22 protein-coding genes are annotated in these 22,402 nt (G+C 70.5%); 9 read left to right on the top strand and 13 right to left on the bottom strand.

Annotated elements, in window-relative coordinates; all coding sequences use genetic code 11:
- Nucleotides 1-317 precede the first annotated feature (317 nt).
- Together ACIBJB_RS26240 and ACIBJB_RS26235 are read left to right on the top strand one after the other, a co-directional pair.
- The gene (locus ACIBJB_RS26240) at nt 318-743 is read left to right on the top strand and encodes a sec-independent translocase (RefSeq protein WP_057610056.1); all 426 of its coding nucleotides are present in this window, start codon (nt 318-320) and stop codon (nt 741-743) included.
- A gap of 273 nt (nt 744-1,016) precedes the next feature.
- Nucleotides 1,017-1,682, top strand: coding sequence for a hypothetical protein (locus tag ACIBJB_RS26235; RefSeq protein WP_266559831.1), 666 nt, complete (start codon nt 1,017-1,019; stop codon nt 1,680-1,682).
- Nucleotides 1,683-1,727: 45 nt separating this feature from the next.
- Here ACIBJB_RS26235 and ACIBJB_RS26230 read toward each other — a convergent pair whose 3' ends face one another.
- The 4 genes from ACIBJB_RS26230 to ACIBJB_RS26215 are packed head-to-tail and all read right to left on the bottom strand — an operon-like array spanning nt 1,728 to nt 6,747.
- On the bottom strand, nt 1,728-3,659 hold the full coding sequence (locus ACIBJB_RS26230) for a glycosyltransferase family 2 protein (protein ID WP_398933628.1): 1,932 nt from the start codon (nt 3,657-3,659) through the stop codon (nt 1,728-1,730).
- Nucleotides 3,660-3,706: 47 nt separating this feature from the next.
- On the bottom strand, nt 3,707-4,840 hold the full coding sequence (locus ACIBJB_RS26225) for an Mrp/NBP35 family ATP-binding protein (protein ID WP_398933625.1): 1,134 nt from the start codon (nt 4,838-4,840) through the stop codon (nt 3,707-3,709).
- A 43-nt stretch (nt 4,841-4,883) separates the two neighbouring features.
- Nucleotides 4,884-5,480 carry a DUF1003 domain-containing protein gene (locus ACIBJB_RS26220; protein WP_398933623.1) on the bottom strand — a complete coding sequence of 199 codons (597 nt, stop codon included), beginning with the start codon at nt 5,478-5,480 and terminating at the stop codon, nt 4,884-4,886.
- Nucleotides 5,470-6,747, bottom strand: a complete 1,278-nt coding sequence (locus ACIBJB_RS26215; protein WP_398933621.1) for a magnesium transporter MgtE N-terminal domain-containing protein — start codon at nt 6,745-6,747, stop codon at nt 5,470-5,472. Before ACIBJB_RS26215 ends, ACIBJB_RS26220 begins: the two co-directional genes overlap by 11 nt.
- Before the next feature lie 226 nt (nt 6,748-6,973).
- On the opposite strand from ACIBJB_RS26215, the gene ACIBJB_RS26210 reads away from it, so the two are divergent.
- Nucleotides 6,974-7,726, top strand: coding sequence for a hypothetical protein (locus ACIBJB_RS26210; protein WP_398933619.1), 753 nt, complete (start codon nt 6,974-6,976; stop codon nt 7,724-7,726).
- Nucleotides 7,727-7,751: 25 nt separating this feature from the next.
- On the opposite strand, the gene ACIBJB_RS26205 is transcribed toward ACIBJB_RS26210, so the two are convergent.
- Nucleotides 7,752-8,270 carry a hypothetical protein gene (locus ACIBJB_RS26205; RefSeq protein ID WP_398933617.1) on the bottom strand — a complete coding sequence of 173 codons (519 nt, stop codon included), beginning with the start codon at nt 8,268-8,270 and terminating at the stop codon, nt 7,752-7,754.
- A gap of 10 nt (nt 8,271-8,280) precedes the next feature.
- Nucleotides 8,281-9,399 (bottom strand): magnesium and cobalt transport protein CorA, encoded by a 1,119-nt coding sequence (locus ACIBJB_RS26200; RefSeq protein ID WP_398933615.1) that lies wholly within the window; start codon nt 9,397-9,399, stop codon nt 8,281-8,283.
- 516 nt (nt 9,400-9,915) lie between these two features.
- On the opposite strand from ACIBJB_RS26200, the gene ACIBJB_RS26195 reads away from it, so the two are divergent.
- A complete protein-coding gene (locus tag ACIBJB_RS26195) occupies nt 9,916-10,500 on the top strand; it encodes a suppressor of fused domain protein (protein ID WP_398933613.1) in 585 nt (194 codons plus the stop codon).
- A gap of 59 nt (nt 10,501-10,559) precedes the next feature.
- Here the strand turns inward: ACIBJB_RS26195 and ACIBJB_RS26190 are convergent, their stop codons facing one another.
- A complete protein-coding gene (locus tag ACIBJB_RS26190) occupies nt 10,560-11,783 on the bottom strand; it encodes an MFS transporter (RefSeq protein ID WP_398933610.1) in 1,224 nt (407 codons plus the stop codon).
- Nucleotides 11,784-11,956: 173 nt separating this feature from the next.
- Between ACIBJB_RS26190 and ACIBJB_RS26185 the strand changes: the two genes are divergently transcribed.
- The 3 genes from ACIBJB_RS26185 (at nt 11,957) to ACIBJB_RS26175 (ending at nt 14,270) form a co-directional block, all read left to right on the top strand.
- Nucleotides 11,957-12,598, top strand: coding sequence for a DUF6758 family protein (locus tag ACIBJB_RS26185; protein WP_398933608.1), 642 nt, complete (start codon nt 11,957-11,959; stop codon nt 12,596-12,598).
- A 126-nt stretch (nt 12,599-12,724) separates the two neighbouring features.
- Nucleotides 12,725-13,582: a PHP domain-containing protein gene (locus ACIBJB_RS26180; protein ID WP_398933606.1), complete on the top strand. Its 858-nt coding sequence runs from the start codon at nt 12,725-12,727 to the stop codon at nt 13,580-13,582.
- Nucleotides 13,583-13,664: 82 nt separating this feature from the next.
- Complete coding sequence (locus ACIBJB_RS26175; RefSeq protein ID WP_398933604.1) at nt 13,665-14,270, top strand: MarC family protein; 606 nt, start codon at nt 13,665-13,667, stop codon at nt 14,268-14,270.
- 127 nt (nt 14,271-14,397) lie between these two features.
- Here the strand turns inward: ACIBJB_RS26175 and ACIBJB_RS26170 are convergent, their stop codons facing one another.
- Nucleotides 14,398-14,550, bottom strand: a complete 153-nt coding sequence (locus ACIBJB_RS26170; protein WP_007384531.1) for a hypothetical protein — start codon at nt 14,548-14,550, stop codon at nt 14,398-14,400.
- A 194-nt stretch (nt 14,551-14,744) separates the two neighbouring features.
- Between ACIBJB_RS26170 and ACIBJB_RS26165 the strand changes: the two genes are divergently transcribed.
- A complete protein-coding gene (locus ACIBJB_RS26165) occupies nt 14,745-15,638 on the top strand; it encodes an NYN domain-containing protein (protein WP_398933602.1) in 894 nt (297 codons plus the stop codon).
- A gap of 25 nt (nt 15,639-15,663) precedes the next feature.
- Here ACIBJB_RS26165 and ACIBJB_RS26160 read toward each other — a convergent pair whose 3' ends face one another.
- Both ACIBJB_RS26160 and ACIBJB_RS26155 read right to left on the bottom strand, forming a co-directional pair.
- Nucleotides 15,664-16,533 (bottom strand): alpha/beta fold hydrolase, encoded by an 870-nt coding sequence (locus ACIBJB_RS26160; protein ID WP_398933600.1) that lies wholly within the window; start codon nt 16,531-16,533, stop codon nt 15,664-15,666.
- A gap of 234 nt (nt 16,534-16,767) precedes the next feature.
- Nucleotides 16,768-19,509 (bottom strand): DEAD/DEAH box helicase, encoded by a 2,742-nt coding sequence (locus ACIBJB_RS26155; protein ID WP_398933598.1) that lies wholly within the window; start codon nt 19,507-19,509, stop codon nt 16,768-16,770.
- A 486-nt stretch (nt 19,510-19,995) separates the two neighbouring features.
- Between ACIBJB_RS26155 and ACIBJB_RS26150 the strand changes: the two genes are divergently transcribed.
- Nucleotides 19,996-20,763 carry a ferritin-like fold-containing protein gene (locus ACIBJB_RS26150; protein ID WP_398933596.1) on the top strand — a complete coding sequence of 256 codons (768 nt, stop codon included), beginning with the start codon at nt 19,996-19,998 and terminating at the stop codon, nt 20,761-20,763.
- A 70-nt stretch (nt 20,764-20,833) separates the two neighbouring features.
- Here the strand turns inward: ACIBJB_RS26150 and ACIBJB_RS26145 are convergent, their stop codons facing one another.
- The 3 genes from ACIBJB_RS26145 to ACIBJB_RS26135 form a co-directional block, all read right to left on the bottom strand.
- Nucleotides 20,834-21,100, bottom strand: coding sequence for a hypothetical protein (locus ACIBJB_RS26145; protein WP_398934013.1), 267 nt, complete (start codon nt 21,098-21,100; stop codon nt 20,834-20,836).
- Between the two features lie 198 nt (nt 21,101-21,298).
- Nucleotides 21,299-21,526, bottom strand: coding sequence for a DUF3107 domain-containing protein (locus ACIBJB_RS26140; RefSeq protein ID WP_020119766.1), 228 nt, complete (start codon nt 21,524-21,526; stop codon nt 21,299-21,301).
- Between the two features lie 176 nt (nt 21,527-21,702).
- A complete protein-coding gene (locus ACIBJB_RS26135) occupies nt 21,703-22,344 on the bottom strand; it encodes a TetR/AcrR family transcriptional regulator (RefSeq protein WP_057610072.1) in 642 nt (213 codons plus the stop codon).
- Between the last annotated feature and the right edge of the window lie 58 nt (nt 22,345-22,402).

Here is a 22,402-nt window from a genome sequence, read left to right as displayed (position 1 = left end):
CGGCGCGCGGACCTGGTGGAATCCGCCTCTCTTTCCGGGCATGCACCCCAGTCCTTCAGGGCCGGGTGCATGCCCGCTCCCACGGAGCGCAGACAGGGAACCGGCAGGGGCTGATCGACAGAAACCTCACAGACACGCCCCCGAACCGTGCTCCGCAAGGCAAACAACCCGGAAAACCGCCCGCCCGCCCGCACGCGGAGCCCTCGGGACAGTTCCGGTCGTACGGGAACGGCAGGTACCGTGGACCCGGCCCGGACCACGGAAGACCGCACAGACCACCGAGGGCCGAGGACCGAGGACATCGCAAGGAGCTTCAGGTGTTCAATGACATAGGACCGCTCGAGCTGATCACGCTCGTTGTCCTCGCCGTGCTCGTCTTCGGTCCGGACAAGCTCCCGAAGGTCATCCAGGACGTCATGCGGACCGTGCGCAAGATCCGGGAGTTCTCGGAGAGCGCCAAGCAGGACATCCGCTCGGAGCTGGGCCCGGAGTTCAAGGACTTCGAGTTCGAGGACCTCAACCCCAAGACGTTCATCCGCAAGCAGCTGGACAACGACGAGCTGGGGCTCAAGGAGATCCGTAACGGCTTCGACCTGAAGAAGGAGATGGCCGAGGTCACCGACGCGGTGCACAGCACGGACACCCCCGCGGCGTCTTCCTCCGGTGGCCGGATCGACATGACCAAGAAGCCCGAGGAGCCCGGCGAGGACAACCGCCCGCCCTTCGACGCGGACGCCACCTGAGCCGTACGCCCCACCGGAAGGCGCCTGTCGAGCGGTTCGGCTCGAGGGCGCCTCTTTCCGTCGTACGTGACGCGTTTCATACTCTGCTCTCACCTCGTACGGCCTGAAGCCACCCCCCGTACGCCCCCGCGCGCCGGGCGGAATCCCGGCAGCTCGGAGCGGTGTGGCTATGCTGCCGAGTTGTTGTGCGGGCCGAACGCAAACCAGCGACGCCGCCCGAAGGGGGGCGGGGCCGGTCCGGTCCGACGAGAGCTAGTAGGAGGCGTCCGGCACATGGAGACGACGAGTGGGGCGGTCGCGCAGGCGCCGGCCGCGGAGGGTGGCCAGCAGGTTTCCTCCGCCCGGCGCACGGTCGACGGCTACCTTCAGGCGCCCTTCCCCTGGTACGGCCTCGACGAGGCCTTCACGGGGCCGCGCTGGCTGATGCAGGTCGGCACGTCGGCCGACGGGGCCGTCGAGCACGGGTCGATCGGGCACGGTGACGAGCCCTCGGTGAAGAACGAGGCGGGTTCCACGGCGGAGCCGAAGGAGAAGTTCGCGGTGGTCGTGACCGTCGCCGCGAACCCCTCCCGCAGGAGCGCGGACGGCACGGGGCTGCTGGAGGCCACGTCCGTCTCCTCCGCCGCCTGGCTGGCCGGGGTGGGGCTGCTGTCGTTCACCTGGCCCGGCCAGATGGACCACTCCCTGCGGGACGACTGGCTGGACCAGCAGACCGAGACGGCCTGGGTCCTGGCGGACGACCTCGAAGGAGCCGACTGGTCCACGCTGTCCCTGCCGGTGGACGGGGTGCCCACGCCCTTCCACTACCGGGAGTCGGAGTTCGGCTGGGTGCTCGCGGGTTCCACGCGGGAGGGGGTGCACGTGGGGGCGTACGGGAGAGGCATGAGCGCGTACGGGCTCGGGTTCGCGATGATCAAGGACATCTCGGCGTACGCCTAGCTCGTACAGGGGCACCGCAGGCCCGTGCGGTGCCCCACAACCGTCCTATCGGCCCAGTCGTCGCCGTACCCGCCGAACCTGGCGGTGGTCGGCGAGCGCGTCGAGGAGCCGGCGTCCGGTGCCGGCCTCGTGAGCCGGGCCCTCGAGCCGCAGCAGGGCGCCGTCGCGGACGACGGCGTACGCGAGGGGCGCGTCGGTCTTCGGCAGACTGACCGGGTGGCGTCCGGCCGGGAGCCTGAGACGGGCGGGGAGCCGCAGTTCGGCCGTCGTCCCGCCGTCACCGGGGATCAGCTCGGCGTCCACCGTCAGGGCGGACACGGTGACCTTGAGGCGAGCCGGGCCACTGGCCGGGGTCGCCGCGAGGTACGGCAGCGGGAGCGACCGCTCGCCGCGCCCGGTGTTCGCCGCGGCGGCACCGGCCGTGTCGGAACCGAGCTTTCGCTGGCGCTGGTCCACGTCGAGGGCGAGCTGGCCGCTGCCCGTCCAGTACGGCAGCGCGAGCCGCCCGCCGGTCAGTGCCGGGCCCGTGGCCGGGGCACCCGGGGTGCCGTCGCCGGTGAGGCGGACCATGCGGTCGACGCCCAGCAGCTGGACGTACGCCCACACGTCGTGCACCCCGCGCTCCAACGGCCGCCCGCCCGCGAGCCGTTCCGGATCGAGCCGCAGCCGCCCGGACGCGACGAGCCGCGACCGCCCCTGGCCGAAGGGCTCGAGCCGCACTTCGAGGTCGCCCTCGGGGTACCACCAGTCCTCGCGGTCGCGGTCCTTGACGACCAGTTCGGCGTACGCCAGCCGGAACGGATCGCGGACCTCCCAGCCGTCCTCGGTCCCCGGGACCCCGGCGAGCAGCTCCGGGTCCAGCCACCGCTTCCCGTCCCGCTCGACCAGCACCAGCGGCTCGCCGTCCCCGCGCAGCAGATCAAGGGTGACGTCGGCGGCCAGCCGGCCGTCCTCCCACCGGAGTCTGCCGACCGTGCTGCGGGCCTTGACCTCACGGATGCGCTCGGCGAGGGCCACGGCGCCGTCGAAGTCGCCGCGCTCGAGGAGTTCGGCGCGGAGGCGGGACACGGCGGGGAGCCCTTCGCGAACGGCGGCGGGAAACTCCGTCAGCGCCAGTTCGCGGGCCGCGTCGAAGCGGGGGCGCTGGTCGGCCGGGTCCTCGCGGAGGATCTCGGGCTCGCGGGTGCGGGAGAGGATCTCGACGTGGTAAAGGCGGTGCAGGAGGCGGTTCTGCAGCGCGTCGACGTCGTCGGACGGAGGAGTGCCGTCCTTGATCTGACGCACGATGGTGCGGCAGTTGGACCAGAAGCCGTGACGCGGGTTGAAGCGGTGCTGGGTGTTGTTGCCGCCGTCGTCCCGCTTCATCCAGTAGTAGCAGGGGTAGTCGGCCAGGACCGAGATCCGCTCGGCCTTCAGATAGGCGGCGCTGACGAAGGCCAGGTCCTCCAGGATCCAGGGCCCCTCGGGGAACAGCAGACCGTGCTCCTCGATGAAGGCGCGCCGGAACATCTTGTGCGGCGACATGCTCTGCATGAGCTCGTCGTTCTCGATGGTGCAGGCGTCCACCGTGTGCCGGAACAGCCGCCGGGGCCGCACCATCGTGCTGGACATCTTGCCGAGGACCACGTCGGCGTCATTGCGCTTCGCGTGCTCGTACAGCCGCTCCAGGGCCTCGGGCCCGAGCATGTCGTCATGGTCGACGAACTGGATGTACTCGCCCTTGGCGTGCCGCATGCCGAGATTGCGCGGTGCGCCCGGCCAGCCGGAGTTCGGCCGGGTGTGCACCTGGACGTTCGGACGCCCGGCGGCGATCTTCTCCAGCCGCTCCAGCGTGTCGTCCGTCGACCCGTCGTCGACGTAGATGACCTCGTACTCGTCGGCGGGCAGACTCTGCCCGAGCAGCGACGGCGCGCACTCGTCGACGTACTTCCCGGTGTTGTAGACGGGAACGATGACGCTGACTTTGACTCTCGGCATTCCACGGACCTTACCTGGCCCCTGGAATGCCTTCTGTCCCGTGCGTCTCAGAACTTGTTCTTGGGCGTGATCCCCAAAGACAACCCCGAAAGCCCCCGCTGCCGCCCTCCCAGCTTCCCCGCGATCCCCCGCAGAGCCGCTCCCGCCGGGGAGTCCGGGTCGGTCAGGACGACCGGCTTGCCCTCGTCGCCGCCCTCGCGGAGGCGGACGTCGATCGGGATGGAGCCGAGGACCGGGACCGTCGCGCCCGTCGTGCGGGTCAGGCCGTCCGCCACCGACTGACCGCCGCCCGTGCCGAAGACGTCCACCATCTCGCCGCAGTGCGGGCACGGCAGGCCGGACATGTTCTCGACCACGCCGACGATCTTCTGGTGGGTCTGCACGGCGATGGAGCCGGCGCGCTCGGCGACCTCGGCGGCGGCCTGCTGCGGGGTCGTCACCACCAGGATCTCCGCGTTCGGGACGAGCTGGGCCACCGAGATCGCGATGTCGCCCGTGCCGGGGGGCAGGTCGAGCAGCAGGACGTCCAGGTCGCCCCAGTACACGTCCGCCAAAAACTGCTGCAACGCCCTGTGCAGCATCGGCCCGCGCCACACAACCGGCGCGTTGCCCGGCGTGAACATGCCGATCGAGATGACCTTCACGCCGTGCGCGGACGGCGGCATGATCATGTTCTCGACCTGGGTGGGGCGGCCGTCGGCGCCCAGCATGCGCGGCACCGAGTGGCCGTAGATGTCGGCGTCGACCACGCCCACCTTGAGGCCGTCGGCCGCCATCGCCGCCGCCAGGTTCACCGTCACCGAGGACTTGCCGACGCCACCCTTGCCGGAGGCGACCGCGTAGACCCGCGTCAGGGAGCCCGGCTTGGCGAAGGGGACCTCGCGCTCGGTCTGGCCGCCGCGCAGCGCGGTCGCCAGCTCCTTGCGCTGCTCGTCGCTCATCACGTCCAGCGTGACGTCGACGCGCGTGACGCCCTCGACCGCCGCGACCGCGTCCGTCACGCGCTGCGTGATCGTCTCGCGCATCGGACAGCCGGAGACCGTCAGGTACACGGTCACCGCGACCGCCCCGTCGGCCCCGATCTCCACCGACTTCACCATCCCGAGCTCGGTGATGGGCCGGTTGATCTCGGGGTCGTTCACCGTCGCCAGTGCCTCGCGCACCGCGTCTTCGCTAGCCATACAGACGATGGTACGGCGCCGTACCATCACCCCTGTACGGCTCTCAACGGTCGTCTACGTCACGTCCCGACGGCCGATCCGACCGTTCTGCCCGGAATACACCGTGCCCGTCCTGCCTGGCCTCCAGCTCCTTCATCAGGTCCTGGAGCTCCGAGCGGATCCAGTCGCGGGTCGCCACCTCCCCGAGGCCGATCCTGAGCGCGGCGATCTCGCGGGTCAGGTACTCGGTGTCCGCGATCGACCGCTCGTTCTGCTTGCGGTCCTGTTCGAGATTGACCCGGTCCCGGTCGTCCTGCCGGTTCTGCGCGAGCAGGATCAGCGGGGCCGCGTAGGAGGCCTGGAGGGACAGCATCAGCGTGAGGAAGATGAACGGGTAGTTGTCGAAGCGCAGATCGCCGGGCGCGAAGATGTTCCACAGCACCCACGCGATGATGACGACCGTCATCCAGACGATGAACCGCCCGGTGCCGAGGAACCGCGCGATCCGCTCCGACAGCCGCCCGAACGCCTCCGGGTCCCACTCCGGCAGCAGCCGGCGGCGCGGCGACCGCGGCTGGTCGAGCCGGGTGCGGGGGCGGGTGGCCGCCGTGGCCCCGGCCGGGCCGCGCTCACGGGCCGAGGTCTCGCGCTCAGGCACCATGACGGGTCCCCTCCTCGGAGTCGAACTCCGTCTCCCGCCAGTCCTCCGGCAGCATGTGGTCCAGTACGTCGTCCACGGTCACCGCGCCGAGCAGCGAGCCCGAATCGTCGACCACGGGCGCCGCGACCATGTCGTACGTCGCGAAGAACCCGGCGACGACCGGCAGGGTCGCGTCCGGATCGAGGGCCTGCAGGTCGTCGTCGACCATGGAGCTGACGAGGGTGTACGGCGGGTCGCGCAGCAGCCGCTGGAAGTGGACCGTGCCGAGGTACTTGCCGGTCGGCGTCTCGTCGGGCGCCCGGCACACGTAGACCTGGGCGGCCAGGGCCGGGGACAGGTCGGCGTTGCGGACGCGGGCGAGCGCGTCGGCGACGGTCGCGTCCGGCCGTAGGACGATCGGTTCCGTCGTCATCAGACCGCCCGCCGTGTGCTCCTCGTACGCCATCAGGCGCCGCATGTCGGCCGCGTCCCCCGGCTGCATCAGGCTCAGCAGCCGCTCCTGCTCCTCCGTGGGGAGCTCGGAGAGCAGGTCGGCAGCGTCGTCGGGGTCCATGGCCTCCAGGACGTCGGCGGCCCGCTCCTCCTTCAGCTTGCCGAGGATCTCGATCTGGTCGTCCTCGGGGAGCTCTTCCAGTACGTCGGCCAGGCGGTCGTCGTCGAGAGCCGCGGCCACCTCGGCGCGCCGCTTGGGGGAGAGGTGGTGCAGGACGTTGGCGAGGTCGGCCGCGCGCAGCTGCTCGAAGGTGGCGAGGAGGCTCTCGGCGCCCTGTCCGTGCTCCTCCAGCGTGAAGCCGGTGACCGCGGACCACTCGACGGTCAGCGCCTCGCCCTTGCGCCGGAACGCCCCGCCCTTGCCGCCCTTGCGCACGAAGACACGGTCGATCTCCCAGTCCCGGCGGGCCGGCAGGTGGTGCATCGACGCGTCGAGGACGGTGACCCGTTCGTTCGTCTCCACGAGCGTGACGCGCCGGTCGAGGAGTTCGCCGAAGACCAGGCGCTCGGTGGGCCGTTGCTCGAAACGGCGGACGTTGAGCACGCCGGTGGTGATGACCTGACCGGACTCGATGCTGGTGACCCGGGTCATGGGCAGGAAGATGCGGCGCCGGGTGGAGAGTTCGACGACCAGTCCGAGCACGCGGGGCGGCCTGCGCCCGACGCGCAGTACGACGACCAGATCGCGCACGCGGCCCACCTGGTCGCCGTTGGGGTCGAAGACGGCGACGCCGGCGAGATGCGAGACGAAGATCCGGGGGGCTCCCGCTGCCATGGCTGTGCTTCCTTTGCATACGAGGCTGCGTACGGGGCTGCGTACGGGGTGTTTCGTTCGTCGTTCGTTGTCCGGATTGCCCGCTCGGGAGGGCTTAAGGCTAGCCCGTACCGATCGGATACGCCCTGGTGAGCGGTGCGGACGGTCTGGCTCCGCCCGGGACCCGGGGCCCCGGTACGCTGCCGTACGCCGCTGAAGGACCCTCGTCAGAAAGGCAGCCCCACCTGTGACTGCGATTCCCCAGGGCCGTGCCCGCAGGGCCGTACTGGTGAGCGCGATCTGCGCCCTGGTCGTGACGGGAACGGGGCTGACAGGATGCAGCGAGGACCCCGACGAGGGCACCAACGGGGTCGGCAAACTGCCCGCCGCCCAGATCCAGTCCAGGACCCGGGCCGCCGCCGAGTCCGCCGACGCGCTGCGCCTGTCGGGGAACGTCCTCACCAGCGGGCGTACATACAAGCTCGACATGCGCCTGAACTCCGACGGCGGCTCCGGATCGGTCACCGCGGAGGGGGCCACCTTCCAGCTGCTGCGGATCGGCGAGGAGCTGTACCTGAAGGCCGACGCGGACTTCTGGACCCAGGAGGACGGCAAGGGCGACGGTTCGGACTCGGACGCGGCCGCCGACAAGCTCGACGGCAAGTACGTGAAGGTGCCGTCGGGCGACCCGGCGTACAAGAAGTTCAGCGGTTTCACGGACAAGGACGTTCTCCTCGACGGACTTCTGACGCTGCACGGCAGCCTGGACACCGACGGCCACCATGAGCAGGCGGGTACCCGCACGATCCGCATCACGGGTGACAAAGGCGACGGCGGCACGCTGGACGTCTCCCTGGAGGGCAAGCCGTACCCCCTGCGCCTGGCCCGGGCGGGCGGCGCGGGCACGCTGACCTTCTCGGCCTGGGGCAAGAACTTCTCGCTGACCGAACCGGGCAAGGACGAGACGGTGGACTACGGCAAGCAGCTGCCGACGTCCTAGACGTCCTGGACGCGCCCTGGACGTCCTAGCGTTTGCGTCGTTTCGGGCGCTTCGCCAGCAGCCGCGGAAGCCCCGCGGGGATCGGCTCCCGCGTGGTCGCCGGTGTCGGCAGCGGCGGCTGGGCCAGGTCGCCGTCGGGGAGCGAGCCCGTGATCCCCGTCGGCTCGAGCCGGACCACCCGGCACTCGCGGGACCAACGGTCCGTCATCGCCTCGCCGTCGGGGGCGTTCAGCCGTTTCCCCTTGAGCTCGGCGACCGCCGCCTGCCACGCCTCGGATCTGGGCGCCAGTTCCACGACCTTCGCCGCCCAGGAGACCAGCCGACCGCCCTTGTCCTTGCTCCGGACGGTCACCTCGGCCGGGCCTCCGTCGGTCAGTCCGGGCAACGGCTGCTCCCCGGTGCCGTCGCCGACCAGGCACGCGGCGCCTTCGTGCCACACGTGCCACAGGGCGCGCGCCGGGCCTTCGGATCCCTTGACCCAGATGAGGCCGGACTTCTTCGTGGCCTCCTCGACGAGGGCCCGGTCGAGCAGCTCACGTGTCATGAGGCCCACCCTAGAGCCAGCCGTTGCGCTTGAGGGTGCGGTGGATGCCCAGGCAGATGACACCGGTGATCGCCATGATCACCGGATAGCCGAGCTTCCAGTGGGTCTCCGGCATGTAGTCGAAGTTCATGCCGTAGACCCCGCACACCATCGTCGGTACGGCGATGATCGCGGCCCAGGACGTGATCTTCCGCATGTCCTCGTTCTGGGCGACGGACGCCTGCGCGAGGTTGGCCTGGAGGATCGAGTTGAGGAGCTCGTCGAAGCCGAGGACCTGCTCCTGGACGCGGGCGAGGTGGTCGGCGACGTCCCGGAAGTACTTCTGGATGTCGGGGTCGACGAGCCGCATCGGCCGCTCGCTGAGCAGCTGCATGGGCCGCAGCAACGGGGCGACGGCCCGCTTGAACTCCAGCACCTCACGCTTGAGCTGGTAGATCCGCGCAGAGTCGACACCGCGTGAGACCTTGCCGCCGCGTCCCGGCGTGAACACCTCGGTCTCGACCTCGTCGATGTCGTCCTGCACCGCGTCGGCGACCGCGACATAGCCGTCGACGACATGGTCGGCGATCGAGTGCAGCACCGCCGACGGGCCCTTGGCGAGCAGCTCGGGGTCGTCCTGGAGCCGGTGGCGCAGCGCCCTGAGCGAGCCCTGGCCGCCGTGCCGGACGGTGATGAAGAAGTCCCGGCCGGTGAAGCACATGACCTCACCGGTCTCGACGATCTCGCTGTTGGCGGTGAGCTCGTCGTGCTCCACGTAGTGGATGGTCTTGAAGACGGTGAACAGGGAGTCGTCGTAGCGCTCCAGCTTGGGCCGCTGGTGGGCCTGCACGGCGTCCTCGACGGCGAGCGGGTGCAGCCCGAACTCCCCGGCGATACCGGAGAATTCCGCCTCGCTCGGCTCGTGCAGACCGATCCAGACGAACCCGCCGTCCCGGCGCACCTGGCGCATCGCCTCGTGCGGGCTCAGCTGCTGGTCGGTCGCCACGCGCCGGCCGTCGCGGTAGACGGCGCAGTCGACGACGGCGGAGGGCGTCGAAGGGTCGCGCGTCGCGTCGTACGCGCCGGTGTCCTTGCGCAGCGAGGGACGCGACGGGCGTACTGCGGCACGCAGGTCACGGATCATCGACATGGCAGGCTCCTTCGTGACGGGCAACAAAGGGCCCCGGCGACGGGTGGAACTACCCGGAATGAGGACGTCCTGCTGTGGGTGTTTGGCACGTCCACAAAGCGGGGAGCACCGCACCATCGCGGTGGCGGACTTCGTTACTGATTCAGCTACTGCTGGCGATCAGACAGATCAGGCAAAACGAACGAAGTGCTCTTCCGCACGAAGACGCGAACGTGAGAGGCGGCGGTTGCCGAAAGTCACAGAGCTGCATCAGCGGCCGGAAGAACGAGTGGTACTACCAGGTCGACTTCGATCCATGACAGCCCCACCTCCTCCGGCCGGTCCCTCGTAAGGGACGATTCATTCCCGTAAGGGAGTCTCACCAGGCGTCGGGGCTCGATTCGCGACTCCCCCAGTGCCTAAAGCCTGGGAGGTACCCCCATCTGCGTGCTGCCCCGACGACCGGGCCAGACTACCAGCAGGCCGAAGTGTCAAGGCGCTGCTTTGCCCGGTACTGACGAGTTCTATGCTCGCGGCATGGCAGATGTTCTTCCTCTGGTCGAGGCCCGGTTGCGCAGCGCGCTGGGCGAGCCGGACGCGCGCGCGGCGGTCACCTTCCTCGGCACGGACCGCATCGAGGTGCTCCGCTTCACCGACGGGGACGTCGTCCGCTACGCCACCCTCGGCATGTCCGCCCAGCCGATGGGCGACCCCACCGCGATGCTCGCCGACCCGGTCAAGGGCCCGCGCGCCGAGCTCGTCCTTTCCGTACGGTCAGGGCTCGCCGACACCGACAAGGCGCTCCGCCCGCTCGCCGTGCTCGCCGCGTCCCCGCAGGTCGAGGGCGTGGTCGTGGCTCCGGGCGCCTCACTCGACGTGGGTGAACCCCTGTGGCCGGGCGCCCCGTTCACCTCGGTCCTGGTCGCCGAGCCGGGCGGACTGGTCGAGGACCTGGAACTCGACGAGCCCCTCGACCCGGTCCACTTCCTGCCGTTGCTCCCCATGACGCCGAACGAGGCCGCCTGGAAGCGCGTCCACGGCGCCCAGGCCCTCCAGGAGCGCTGGCTGACGAACGGGACGGACCTCAGGGATCCGTCCCGGAAGTCCGTCCCGCTGGAGTGAGCCTCGCGTGAGCAAGGTCACCAAGTGGTGGCAGGTCACCAAGTGATGGCCGGAAGCCGTCAGTTGGCGAAGACGGCCACGCTGTCCTCGGTCGCGTGCCTCGGCTCCAGCTCCTCGGCCTCGTGCGTGAGCGCCTTGCGCCGTACGACGACCACCAGCGCGCCCAGTGCCGCCGTCACCGCCGCGACCACGAACGGGATGTGGATGTCGGTCCACTCCTCGATCTTCGGCGCGAAGTAGGGCGCCGCGGCCGCCGCGAACCAGCGCACGAAGTTGTAGCCCGCGCTCGCCACGGGCCGCGGGGCGTCCGAGACGCCGAGCGCCAGTTCCGTGTAGACGGTGTTGTTCACGCCGATGAAGGCGCCGGACAGGATCGTGCAGACGATGGCCGCCGTGTGGTTGCCGTAGCCGAGGACGAGCACGTCGAGCGCGAGCAGGACGAGTGAGCCGCCGAGCACCTTGAGCGAACCGAACCTCTCCTGGAGGCGCGGCGCGGCGAACACCGAGAAGACGGCGAGCAGCACACCCCAGGCGAAGAACACGGCGCCCGACTTGTACGGGGTCATGTCCAGAACGAAGGGCGTGAAGGCCAGCACGGTGAAGAACGTGTAGTTGTAGAAGAAGGACGACACCGCGGCCGAGGCGAGCCCGCCGTGGCCGAGCGCCTTGATCGGATCGAGCAGGGACGTCTTCCGGGCCGGCTTGGGCTGTTCCTTCAGGAACACCGTGATGCACAGGAAGCCGATCGCCATCAGGAAGGCCGTACCGAAGAACGGGTAGCGCCAGCTGGCGTCACCGAGCAGCGCGCCCAGGAGCGGGCCGCAGGCCATGCCGAGGCCGAGCGCGGACTCGTACAGCAGGATCGCCGCCGCGCTGCCGCCCGCCGCGGCGCCGACGATGACGGCGAGGGCCGTCGAGACGAACAGGGCGTTGCCCAGGCCCCAGCCGGCCCGGAAGCCGACCAGCTCCTGGACCGAGCCCGAGGTGCCCGCGAGCCCCGCGAAGACCACGACGAGGGCGAGGCCGAGCAGCAGGGTCTTCCTGCCGCCGATGCGGCTGGAGACGAAGCCGGTGACCAGCATCGCGATCGCGGTGATCAGGAAGTACGAGGTGAACAGGAGGGAGACCTGGCTCGCCGTGGCGTCCAGGCCCTGGGCGATCGACGGCAGGATCGGGTCCACGAGTCCGATGCCCATGAAGGCGACGACGGAGGCGCCCGCCGTCGCCCATACGGCCTTCGGCTGGCGCAGGATGCCGCCGGCTCCCGCATCGAAGGGGTCCATGGTCGTTCCTTCCACTGCTGACAGAGATGGTTGGTATATGCACATAGTAAGTTAGAGTGGCTAATTAATGCAAGCTACATCTAGTCTTGCCCGGTGAAGTCGGGGTGACCGCTTCCGTCCGGACGGGTGATCGTCCTTGACGTGAGGGAGCGAGGGTAGGACCGTGGGGCCCTATGAGGGGCGAACCCAGTTGCCCGAAGTGTGGTGGCCGGGTCAGGGCTCCCGGACTCTTCTCCGATTCCTGGCAGTGCGATGTGCACGGGACCGTGCATCCGCTGCAGCCCGTGATCCCGCCCAGCGTCGAGGCCCTCGATGTCGTGGTGCACCGCACGCAGGTGCCGGTGTGGATGCCGTGGCCGCTGCCGGTCGGCTGGCTGTTCACGGGCGTAGCCTGTGCCGGTGACGACCGCAGCGGCGGTCGCGCCACGGCCGTGGCCTGCACGGGACCCGGACCGCTCGGGGGTGTCGGCGAGCTGATTCTCGTGGCCGAGGAGCTCGGGGTCGGGCTCGGGGCGCGTTACGCGGGCATCGACGGGCCGGATCCGGGGCCGTACATGAGCGTGGAGAAGCCGGCGCAGGCGAAGGTGCTCGCCGCCGGTCGGCCGACTCCGCTGTGGCATGTCGCCGGGGCACCGGACGACCGGGCGGTGTTCGCGGGGGAGGCGCTCGGGTTGTGGCTGTGGGCGGTCGTCTGGCCCGAGCAGTCCGGGTTGCTGCTGTACGACGAGCTGGTGCTCACGGATCTGCGGGACGCGGGGGCCGAGGTGGAGCTGGTGCCCTGTGGGGCGCTGTCGCCCCGACTGCTGAAACCCTGACGGTAGGGGTCTGCTGAACCCTGACTGTAGGGGTCGCACCCTTGCGGCGGGTGTGACGGAGGGGCTGGATGATCTGGTTATCCTTGAGCGTCCTCTTCTGTTCCGTCAGCGTCTGGAGTCCGCGTCGTGCGTATCGATCTGCACTGCCACTCCACGGCCTCCGACGGGACCGACACGCCCGCCGAGCTGGTGCGCAATGCCGCCGCTGCGGGACTGGACGTCGTCGCCCTCACCGATCACGACACGACCCGTGGGTACGACGCGGCCATCGCCGCGCTGCCCATGGGGCTGACCCTCGTCACCGGGGCCGAGCTGTCCTGCCGGATCGGCGGGGTGTCCATGCACATGCTGGCCTACCTCTTCGATCCCGAGGAGCCGGCGCTGCTCGCCGAGCGGGAACTGGTGCGGGACGACCGGGTGCCCCGGGCGCGCGGGATGGTGACCAGGCTTCAGGAGCTGGGCGTGCCGGTCACCTGGGAGCAGGTGGCGCGGATCGCCGGTGACGGATCCGTCGGGCGGCCGCATGTCGCCACCGCGCTCGTCGAGCTCGGAGTCGTCGCGAGCGTGGACGACGCCTTCACCGGCGACTGGCTGGCCGACGGCGGCCGGGCCTACGTGGAGAAGCACGAGACCGACCCCTTCGAGGCGATCCGGCTGGTCAAGGGGGCCGGCGGGGTCACCGTGTTCGCCCACCCGGGCGCGAGCAAGCGCGGTCACACCGTCCCGGAGTCCGCGATCGCCGAGATGGCCGCCGCCGGGCTCGACGGCATCGAGGTCGACCACATGGACCACGACGAGGACACGCGCGTACGGCTGCGGGGGCTCGCCAAGGAGCTGGGGCTACTGACCACCGGCTCCAGCGACTACCACGGCAGCCGCAAGACGGTCGCCCTCGGCGAGTACACGACGGACCCCGAGGTGTACGGGGAGATCACACGACGGGCGACGGGCGCGTTTCCCGTCCCGGGGACCGGCGGAATCTGAGGCCCGACCCCGCTTCCCGTCACCCGGCGCCAGGCCGTGCCCGGCTCCGTGTTCCACCCCCTTCGGTAAGGCAAGTTCCGTCATGTTCGACGTCGCCGTCTTCGGCTCGCTCTTCCTCACCCTGTTCGTCATCATGGATCCCCCCGGGATCACCCCGATCTTCCTCGCGCTGACCGCCGGCCGGCCCGGCAAGGTGCAGAAGCGGATGGCCTTCCAGGCCGTCTGCGTCGCGGGCGGTGTCATCGCCGTCTTCGGGCTCCTGGGCCACCAGATCCTGGACTACCTGCATGTCTCCGTGCCCGCGCTGATGATCGCGGGCGGCCTGCTGCTCCTGCTGATCGCGCTCGACCTGCTCACCGGCAAGACCGACGAGCCGAAGCAGACCAAGGACGTGAACGTGGCGCTCGTACCCCTGGGCATGCCGCTGCTGGCGGGTCCGGGGGCGATCGTCTCCGTCATCCTCGCCGTGCAGAAGGCCCACAGCGTCGCCACGCAGGTCTCGGTGTGGACGGCGATCCTCGCCATCCACGTCGTGCTGTGGCTGGTGATGCGGTACTCGCTGCTGATCATCCGGGTCATCAAGGACGGCGGGGTCGTGCTGGTGACACGGCTCGCGGGCATGATGCTCTCCGCGATCGCCGTGCAGCAGATCATCAACGGGATCACCCAGGTGGTCCGCGCGAGCTGAGCGGCCATGGGTACGGCGGCCATGGGTACGGCGGCCATGGGTATGGCGGCCATGGGTATGCGCAGAGCCCCCGCCCGGCGTCGATGCCTGGCGGGGGCTCTGAAGCTTCGGCGGTGATCCGCGTCTGTTACGAGGCCGAGGTGTCGGCCGGACGGATCCAGAGCCGCTGTCCTATGGCGGCGGCCTGCTGAACGATCCGGTTGACGGAGGCGGCGTCCACGACAGTGCTGTCCACGGGCGTGCCGTCGACGTCGTCGAGTCGCATGATTTCGAAGCGCATGGCTTCTCCCTTCGTCTGGTCATCCTCCTGCGGAGAATTACTGCGTACGTGAGGAGTCAACGGGATGCGTGTTACAAACATTCCCTACGCTAAAGAAATTTTTCGAACGGCTAACTACTGACCGGTAAGTGAGTCTTCGGAGACTCCTTGGGACCGGTTGTGTTCGCAGCGTGACCGCCGGGACAATGGGGGCGATGAACGACGACCTGGCGCCCCTGAGCGCCCGCATCGACCGCACCAACGAGCTGCTCACGCGCATGCTCGCCGAGGTCGCGAAGACGCCCTCGACGCATGCGATCTTCGTCGACGCGGGATACCTCTACGCGGCCGCCGGACGACTCGTCGCCGGCACCGAGGACCGTCGCGCCTTCGACCTCGACGCCGAGGGCCTGATCGAGGCCCTCATCGACCGGGCCCGCACCATCTTCGCGGACAGCAGACTGCTGAGGGTCTACTGGTACGACGGCGCGAGACGCCGTATCCACACGTCGGAACAGCAGTCCATCGCCGAACTCCCGGACGTGAAGGTCCGGTTGGGCAATCTCAACGCCAACAACCAGCAGAAGGGCGTCGACTCGCTGATCCGCTCCGACCTGGAGTCCCTGGCCCGGCACCGCGCGATCAGCGACGCGGCACTCCTGGGCGGAGACGAGGACCTGGTCTCGGCGGTCGAGGCGGCCCAGGGTTACGGCGCCCGCGTGCACCTGTGGGGCATCGAGGCACCGGAGGGCCGCAACCAGGCGGAACCGCTCCTGTGGGAGGTCGACAGCCAGCGCACACTCGACCTCGACTTCTTCAAACCGTACGTCTCCCGGCGGGCGGCCGTGCCCTACGAGGCGACGGCCACCCGGCCCGCCCGCGACGACGTCCGTTTCGTGGGCGCGCAGATCGCCGCGAAGTGGCTTGCGGAGCGGGGGAGAGCCGCTCTGCAGGAGCTGCTGCCCGGCCATCCGTATCTGCCGGGCTCGGTGGACCAGGACCTGCTGGTGGAGGCGGAGGGCCTTCTCCAGTACTCCCTGCGGGGGCAGGCGGATCTGCGACGGGCACTGCGGGACGGGTTCTGGGAGCACCTGCAGGGGCAGTACTGACCGCTTGTCGGCAGGTACTGACTGCTCAACGGGCGACGCTGTCCCAGAAGTCGGCCAGGGCGTGAGCGGTGGGGAGGGGCTGGTCGGTGTTGGGGGAGTGTTCGGCTCCCGGGATCACCGTGCGGCGGGCGCCCAGTCGTACGGCCATGTGGTCGAGGAGGGGCACCGGCCAGGTGTCGTCCTGCGATCCGGACAGCACGTGGAACGGCAGCGGAACGGCGGCGAGTTCGCCGACCCGGTCCGGCTCGGTGCACAACTGGCGGCCGGTCGCGAGGAGTTGGGCGGGCTTGTTGCCGAGCCAGCGGCGGCGGAGCTGTTCTACGTTTCCGATGCCCTTGGCGGGGCCACCGACGTCCTCCGGCGGTCCCATGGCCAGGATCGCGTCCCACACCTCGGTCATCGTCATCACACCGAGCGCGTCCCGCAGCAGCTTCACCCGCTGCTGCTGGGAGTCGGAGATCTGCGCGGGGCCCGAGGAGACGAGGGTGAACGAGAGGAAGGGGGAGTGGTCGAGCAGTACGGCGGCGCGCGCGATCTGACCGCCCAGGGAGTGCCCGACCAGGTGCACGGGTGCGTCGAGGGCGGCGGCCTGGGCGAGTACGTCCCGCGCCAACTCGCCTTGGGTGTAGGCGGATTCGTCGGTCTCCGGCCCGTCCGACTCGAACTGTCCCCGCCCGTCCACGGCCACGACCCGGTAGCCGCGCGCCGTGAGCGGCTCGTGGAGCAGCGTGAAGTCCTCCTTGCTCCCCGTGAACCCGGGCAGCAGCAGCGCGGTGCCCTTCTTGGCGACACCGGAGGGCACGTCCGAGTCCACGACCGCGAACTCACCGCGTGCGGTGCGCAGGGGGTAGGCACGGGCGCCGGGAGGCGGGGGGAAGACGGCTCGGGTGCTCACGGGGTGAGGGTATCGGGCGGGGGTGACGGGCCGGGGCCGTAGGGGGTGGCGCGGGCGTCGTCGGGTGGCTGCGGGTTCGTCGTGGCAGGTCGCATCCACGCGGCCGAGCCGCATGGGGATTCCGCCCGGCTCCGCTTGGTGGGTGTGGTCTGCGTCGGCTGCCACGGGCCGCTGCGGTGCGGGTACGCCGACGGCCCGGCCCCAGGTGAAGGGGCCGGGCCGTCGGTGTGAGGATCAGCTGTCCGCGGGCTCCGCGGCGGCCGTCTTGCGGGTCCGGCGGCGCGGTGCGGCAACCTTCGGCTCCTGGTCCGCCTGGGCCGGGATGTCGGCGGTCACGGCGGGCTCGGCGGCCTTGCGGGTGGTACGCCGACGGGGCTTGGCCTCGACCGTGTCCGTGACGACCTCGGCGGTGGCCGCGGCCTTGCGGGTGCGGCGCGGCTTGACCTCCGCGGTCTCCGCCGTGTCGGTGGCCTCCGCCGGGGCGGTCGTGGCCTTGCGGGTGCGGCGCGGCTTGGTGGCCGTGCCTTCCGCGGTGTCCACTGCCGTCTCGGCCGCCTTCGCCGAGCTCGCCGTCTTTCGCGTACGCCGCGGGTTGGCCACCTCGGCCGCCTCCGGCTCCTGGACCGCCTGGGCCGGGATGTCGGCGGTCACGGCCGGCTCGGCGGCCTTGCGGGTGGTACGCCGACGGGGCTTGGCTTCCGTCGCCTCGGCCGTGTCCACGGCTGCCTCTGCGGCCGGGGTGGCGGCTGCGGTCTTGCGGGTGCGGCGCGGCTTGGCCTCGGTGGCTTCGGCCGTGTCGACGGCGGCTTCTGCGGCCGGGGTGGCGGCAGCTGCCTTGCGGGTGCGGCGCGGCTTGGCCTCGGTGGCCTCGGCCGTGTCGACGGCGGCTTCCGCGGCCGGGGTGGCGGCTGCGGTCTTGCGGGTGCGGCGGGGCTTGGCCTCGGTGGCTTCGGCCGTGTCCGTGACGACCTCGGCGGTGGCCGCGGCCTTGCGGGTGCGCCGGGGCTTGGCCTCCACGGCCTCCGCCGGGTCGGCGGTGGCCTCCGTCGTCGCGGACGCGGTGGCGGTCTTGCGGGTGCGGCGCGGCTTGGTGGCCGTGCCTTCCGCGGTGTCCACTGCCGTCTCGGCGGCGGGAGCCGCGGCCGCGGACTTCCGCGTCCGCCGCGGCTTGCTCTCCGTGGCCTCGGCCGTGTCCACTGCGGCCTCTGCCGCCGGAGCCGCAGCCGTCGTCTTGCGCGTACGGCGCGGCTTCGTGGCCGGGGCCTCCGCCTCAGGAGCGGCCTCGGTGACCGGAGCGGCCTCCGTGACCGGCGTGGTCTCGACGACCGTCTCCACCGCGGCCGGGGTCTCCGCGGACCTGCGGGTCCGGCGGCGGCGCGGCATGGTCGGGGTCTCGGCGTCGAGGGACGGGCCCTCCGCCGCCGTGACGGCGGACTCCGCGGCCTCGGACACGGCCGGCTCGACCGCCGCCGCTGCCGTGGTCGCCGTGGCCGGCGCCGAGTCGGGCGTCCCGCCGCGGGTGCGGCGACGACGGCGCGGGGTACGGGTCGCGGTGGTGTCCTCTACCGCGGTGGTCTCCGACGGGGCGACCGCCTCGGCGGGGGACGTCGCGTCCGGCGAGGTCCCACCACGGGTACGACGGCGACGGCGCGGCGTACGCTCCGAGCGCTCGCTGTCGGCGGAGCGGGACTCGTCCCGGCCACCTCGTCCACGACCTCGGTCACGATCACCTCGGTCACGGTCACCCCGGTCACGGTCACCGCGACCGCGTGCACCGCGGCCGCCCGTCTCACCCAGGTCCTCGAGCTCCTCCGCGTCGAGCCCCGCACGGGTGCGGTCGGCCCGCGGCAGGACACCCTTGGTGCCCGCGGGGATGTTCAGCTCCTCGTAGAAGTGCGGGGAGGTGGAGTACGTCTCCGGCGGGTCGTTGAACTTGAGCTCCAGCGCCTTGTTGATCAGGTTCCAGCGCGGGATGTCGTCCCAGTCGACGAGGGTGATCGCGATGCCCTTGGCACCCGCGCGGCCGGTACGGCCGATGCGGTGCAGGTACGTCTTCTCCTCTTCGGGACACTGGTAGTTGATGACGTGCGTGACGCCCTCGACGTCGATGCCGCGGGCGGCGACGTCGGTGCAGACGAGCACGTCCACCTTGCCGTTGCGGAAGGCGCGCAGCGCCTGTTCGCGGGCGCCCTGGCCGAGGTCGCCGTGGACCGCGCCGGCCGCGAAGCCACGCTGCTTGAGCTGGTCGGCGAGGTCGGCCGCGGTGCGCTTGGTGCGGCAGAAGACCATGACCAGTCCCCGGCCGTCGGCCTGCAGTATGCGCGCGACCATCTCGGGCTTGTCCATGTTGTGCGCCCGGTACACGTGCTGCTTGGTGTTCGCGACCGTCCTGCCCGCGTCGTCGGGCGAGGTGGCGTTGATGTGCGTGGGCTGCGACATGTAGCGGCGCGCGAGACCGATGACCGCGCCCGGCATGGTCGCCGAGAACAGCATCGTCTGGCGGCGGGCCGGCAGCATGTTGATGATCTTCTCGACGTCGGGCAGGAAGCCCAGGTCGAGCATCTCGTCGGCCTCGTCGAGGACGAGCGCCTTGATGTGGCCCAGGTTGAGCTTCTTCTGGCCCGCGAGGTCCAGCAGTCGGCCCGGGGTGCCGACGACGACGTCGACGCCCTTCTTGAGGGCCTCGACCTGGGGCTCGTAGGCGCGGCCGCCGTAGATGGCGAGGACGCGTACGTTGCGCACCTTGCCCGCGGTCAGCAGGTCGTTGGTGACCTGGGTGCACAGCTCGCGCGTGGGGACGACGACGAGCGCCTGCGGGGCGTCGGTCAGGTCCTCGGGCTTGGCGCGGCCGGCCTCGACGTCGGCGGGGACGGTGACGCGCTCGAGGAGCGGAAGGCCGAAGCCCAGCGTCTTGCCGGTGCCGGTCTTGGCCTGACCGATGACGTCGGAGCCGGAGAGGGCCACCGGGAGCGTCATCTGCTGGATGGGGAACGGGTTGATGATGCCGACGGCTTCGAGGGCCTCGGCCGTCTCGGTGAGAATCCCGAGATCGCGGAAGGTCGTAGTCAGGGTGCTGCCTCTTCTGTGTGTGCGGTGCGAGGCGAGCGCGGGGGGTCGTCTACCGTGCTGGGGACGTCGGCTGCCTTACGGGCTAAGCCGTAATGGCACGGGACCACTGCCGACGCTCTAGCGCTCGTACCGCTGAGGGTCCCCCTCCGAACTCCGTACGCACTGTGCCGTACGGGCGAGGAGGGCTGTCGGGTCGGAGCCGATCGGGCCACCGACCGGGCATCCTCATACGTGCGGCCTGTCGAGGTTCGGTGCACTCATGAAGTGCCGTCGTACCAGCAGGCGCATTACCACCATACCCCGGAATCGTGCACATGCGATGGCCGATTTGGTCACGTAGTCGTCGTCACACTGATTGACCAGGGCCTTCCACCGTCCGGAGAGCGGGCTATTGTGCGCTTCATGACGACCTCTGACAAGCCCGACAACGCCTCCGAGACCCCTGCCGAACCCTCCGTCGAGCGCACCGGTGTCGCCGCCCAGGACTGGACGACGGCCTCCGCCGACCCGCAGTACCGAGCCGCGGTCGTCGACCTGCTCGGCGCGCTCGCGTACGGCGAACTGGCGGCCTTCGAGCGGCTCGCGGAGGACGCGAAGCTCGCGCCGACGCTGGCCGACAAGGCGGAGCTTTCGAAGATGGCGTCGGCCGAGTTCCACCACTACGAGAAGCTGCGCGACCGGCTGGCCGAGATCGGCGAGGAGCCGACGCTCGCGATGGAGCCGTTCGTCGCGGCACTCGACGGCTTCCACCGGCAGACGGCCCCGTCGGACTGGCTGGAGGGGCTCGTCAAGGCGTACGTCGGCGACTCGATCGCCAGTGACTTCTACCGGGAGGTCGCGGCGCGGCTCGACGCGGACTCGCGCGAGCTGGTGCTGGCGGTCCTCGACGACACCGGGCACGCCGGGTTCGCCGTCGAGAAGGTGCGGGCGGCGATCGACGCGGACCCGCGGGTGGGTGGCCGACTGGCCCTGTGGGCGCGGCGGTTGATGGGGGAGGCACTGTCGCAGTCGCAGCGGGTCGTCGCCGACCGGGACGCGTTGTCGACGATGCTCGTCGGTGGGGTCGCCGACGGGTTCGATCTCGCCGAGGTGGGGCGGATGTTCTCGCGGATCACCGAGGCGCACACGAAGCGGATGGCTGCGCTGGGCCTGGCGGCGTAGCGCCCGACAACTCGGGGGGCTGTGCTCTGTCGGCGGCTGCGGGTTCGTCGTGGCCGGCCGCGCAGTTCCCCTACGCCGGTGCTGATCGGCGCAGTCTCCCGTTCGGCCGCAGGAGCAGGGACAGCGACGCCACCGAGACCACTGCCGCGCCCAGCAGGATCAGCAGGATGTTGCCCGGGCCCAGCGCGGTGTGGGTCACGAAGGCGCCGAAGAGGGCTCCCGCGGTGCCCGTCGCGAGGACCAGGGAACGGGTCGGCAGGCGGTGGGCGAGGCGGTGTACCGCCACCCCCGCCAGTACGAGACCGAGCAGAGCGGAGCCGAGCGCTTCGATCAACATCATGGGGTCCCTCCCACACGGCCACACTGCGCATCACGGTCGTAGCCCGTCATACCCGTGACCTGCGGAATGCAATCCTCCTCGGGGTGGTCCCCGTGCTCCATACGTGGAGAAAAGAATCCTGCCCGCGAATCCTGCCCGCGGCACGAAGAGGGGCCCGGCGACTTCCGGTCGCCGGGCCCCTCTTCGTCTGTCTGCCTACAGCGCGCCGAAGCCCACCTTGCGCGGAGCCGGCTCACCGAGCTCGACGTACGCCAGACGGTCGGCCGGGACGAGGACCTTGCGGCCGTGCTCGTCCACCAGGCTCAGCAGCTGAGACTTGCCGGCCAGGGCCTCCGCCACCGCCCGCTCGACCTCCTCGGCGCTCTGACCGCTCTCCAGAACGATCTCGCGGGGCGCGTGCTGCACGCCGATCTTGACCTCCACGGCTATGTCCCTCCGACGGTCAGTGAAGTGCGCGACCTTCCGCGCCGTACCCAGCACACATTAGCCCGGTGAGGGGACGTACACGTTCCGGGCAAGAACGCCAACAGCGAACAAGGGACGGGAACAAACGACCCGCACGCGCGCGTGCGGGTCGAGTGGTGGTTCCGGTGACGCTCTCAGTGGTTCTCCGTGCCGTGCAGCGGGAATCCGGCGATGCCCCGCCACGCCAGTGACGTCAGCAGCTGGACCGCCTGATCGCGCGGGACGCTGCGGTCGCTGTGCAGCCAGGACCGGGCCACCACCTGGGCGAGGCCGCCGAGGCCCGAGGCGAGCAGCATCGACTCCGCGCGCGAGAGACCGGTGTCCTCCGCGATGACCTCGGAGATCGCCTCGGCGCACTCCACGGTGACCTTGTCGACGCGCTCGCGCACGGCGGGCTCGTTCGTCAGGTCCGACTCGAAGACCAGGCGGAAGGCACCGCCGTCGTCCTCGACGTACGCGAAATAGGCGTCCATGGTCGCCCGTACGCGCTGCTTGTTGTCGGTCGTCGACGCGAGCGCGGTTCGCACCGCCAGGATCAGGGACTCGCAGTGCTGGTCCAGCAGCGCGAGATAGAGGTCGAGCTTGCCCGGGAAGTGCTGGTAGAGCACCGGCTTGCTGACGCCGGCCCGCTCGGCGATGTCGTCCATCGCGGCCGCGTGGTAACCCTGCGCCACGAAGACTTCCTGCGCGGCGCCCAGCAGCTGGTTCCGTCGGGCACGGCGCGGCAGGCGCGTCCCGCGCGGGCGTGCCGCCTCTGTCTGCTCGATGGCTGTCACGCCGCCTCCCAATGTCGTCCACATGCGGTGTGCGCCGCGCCGCCATCGTACTTTTCGG

This window comes from Streptomyces sp. NPDC050759, from assembly GCF_044456945.1.
In the GTDB taxonomy this organism is placed as follows: domain Bacteria; phylum Actinomycetota; class Actinomycetes; order Streptomycetales; family Streptomycetaceae; genus Streptomyces.
Note: the sequence above shows the minus strand (reverse complement) of the source record. Positions and strands in the feature narration are given on the sequence as shown.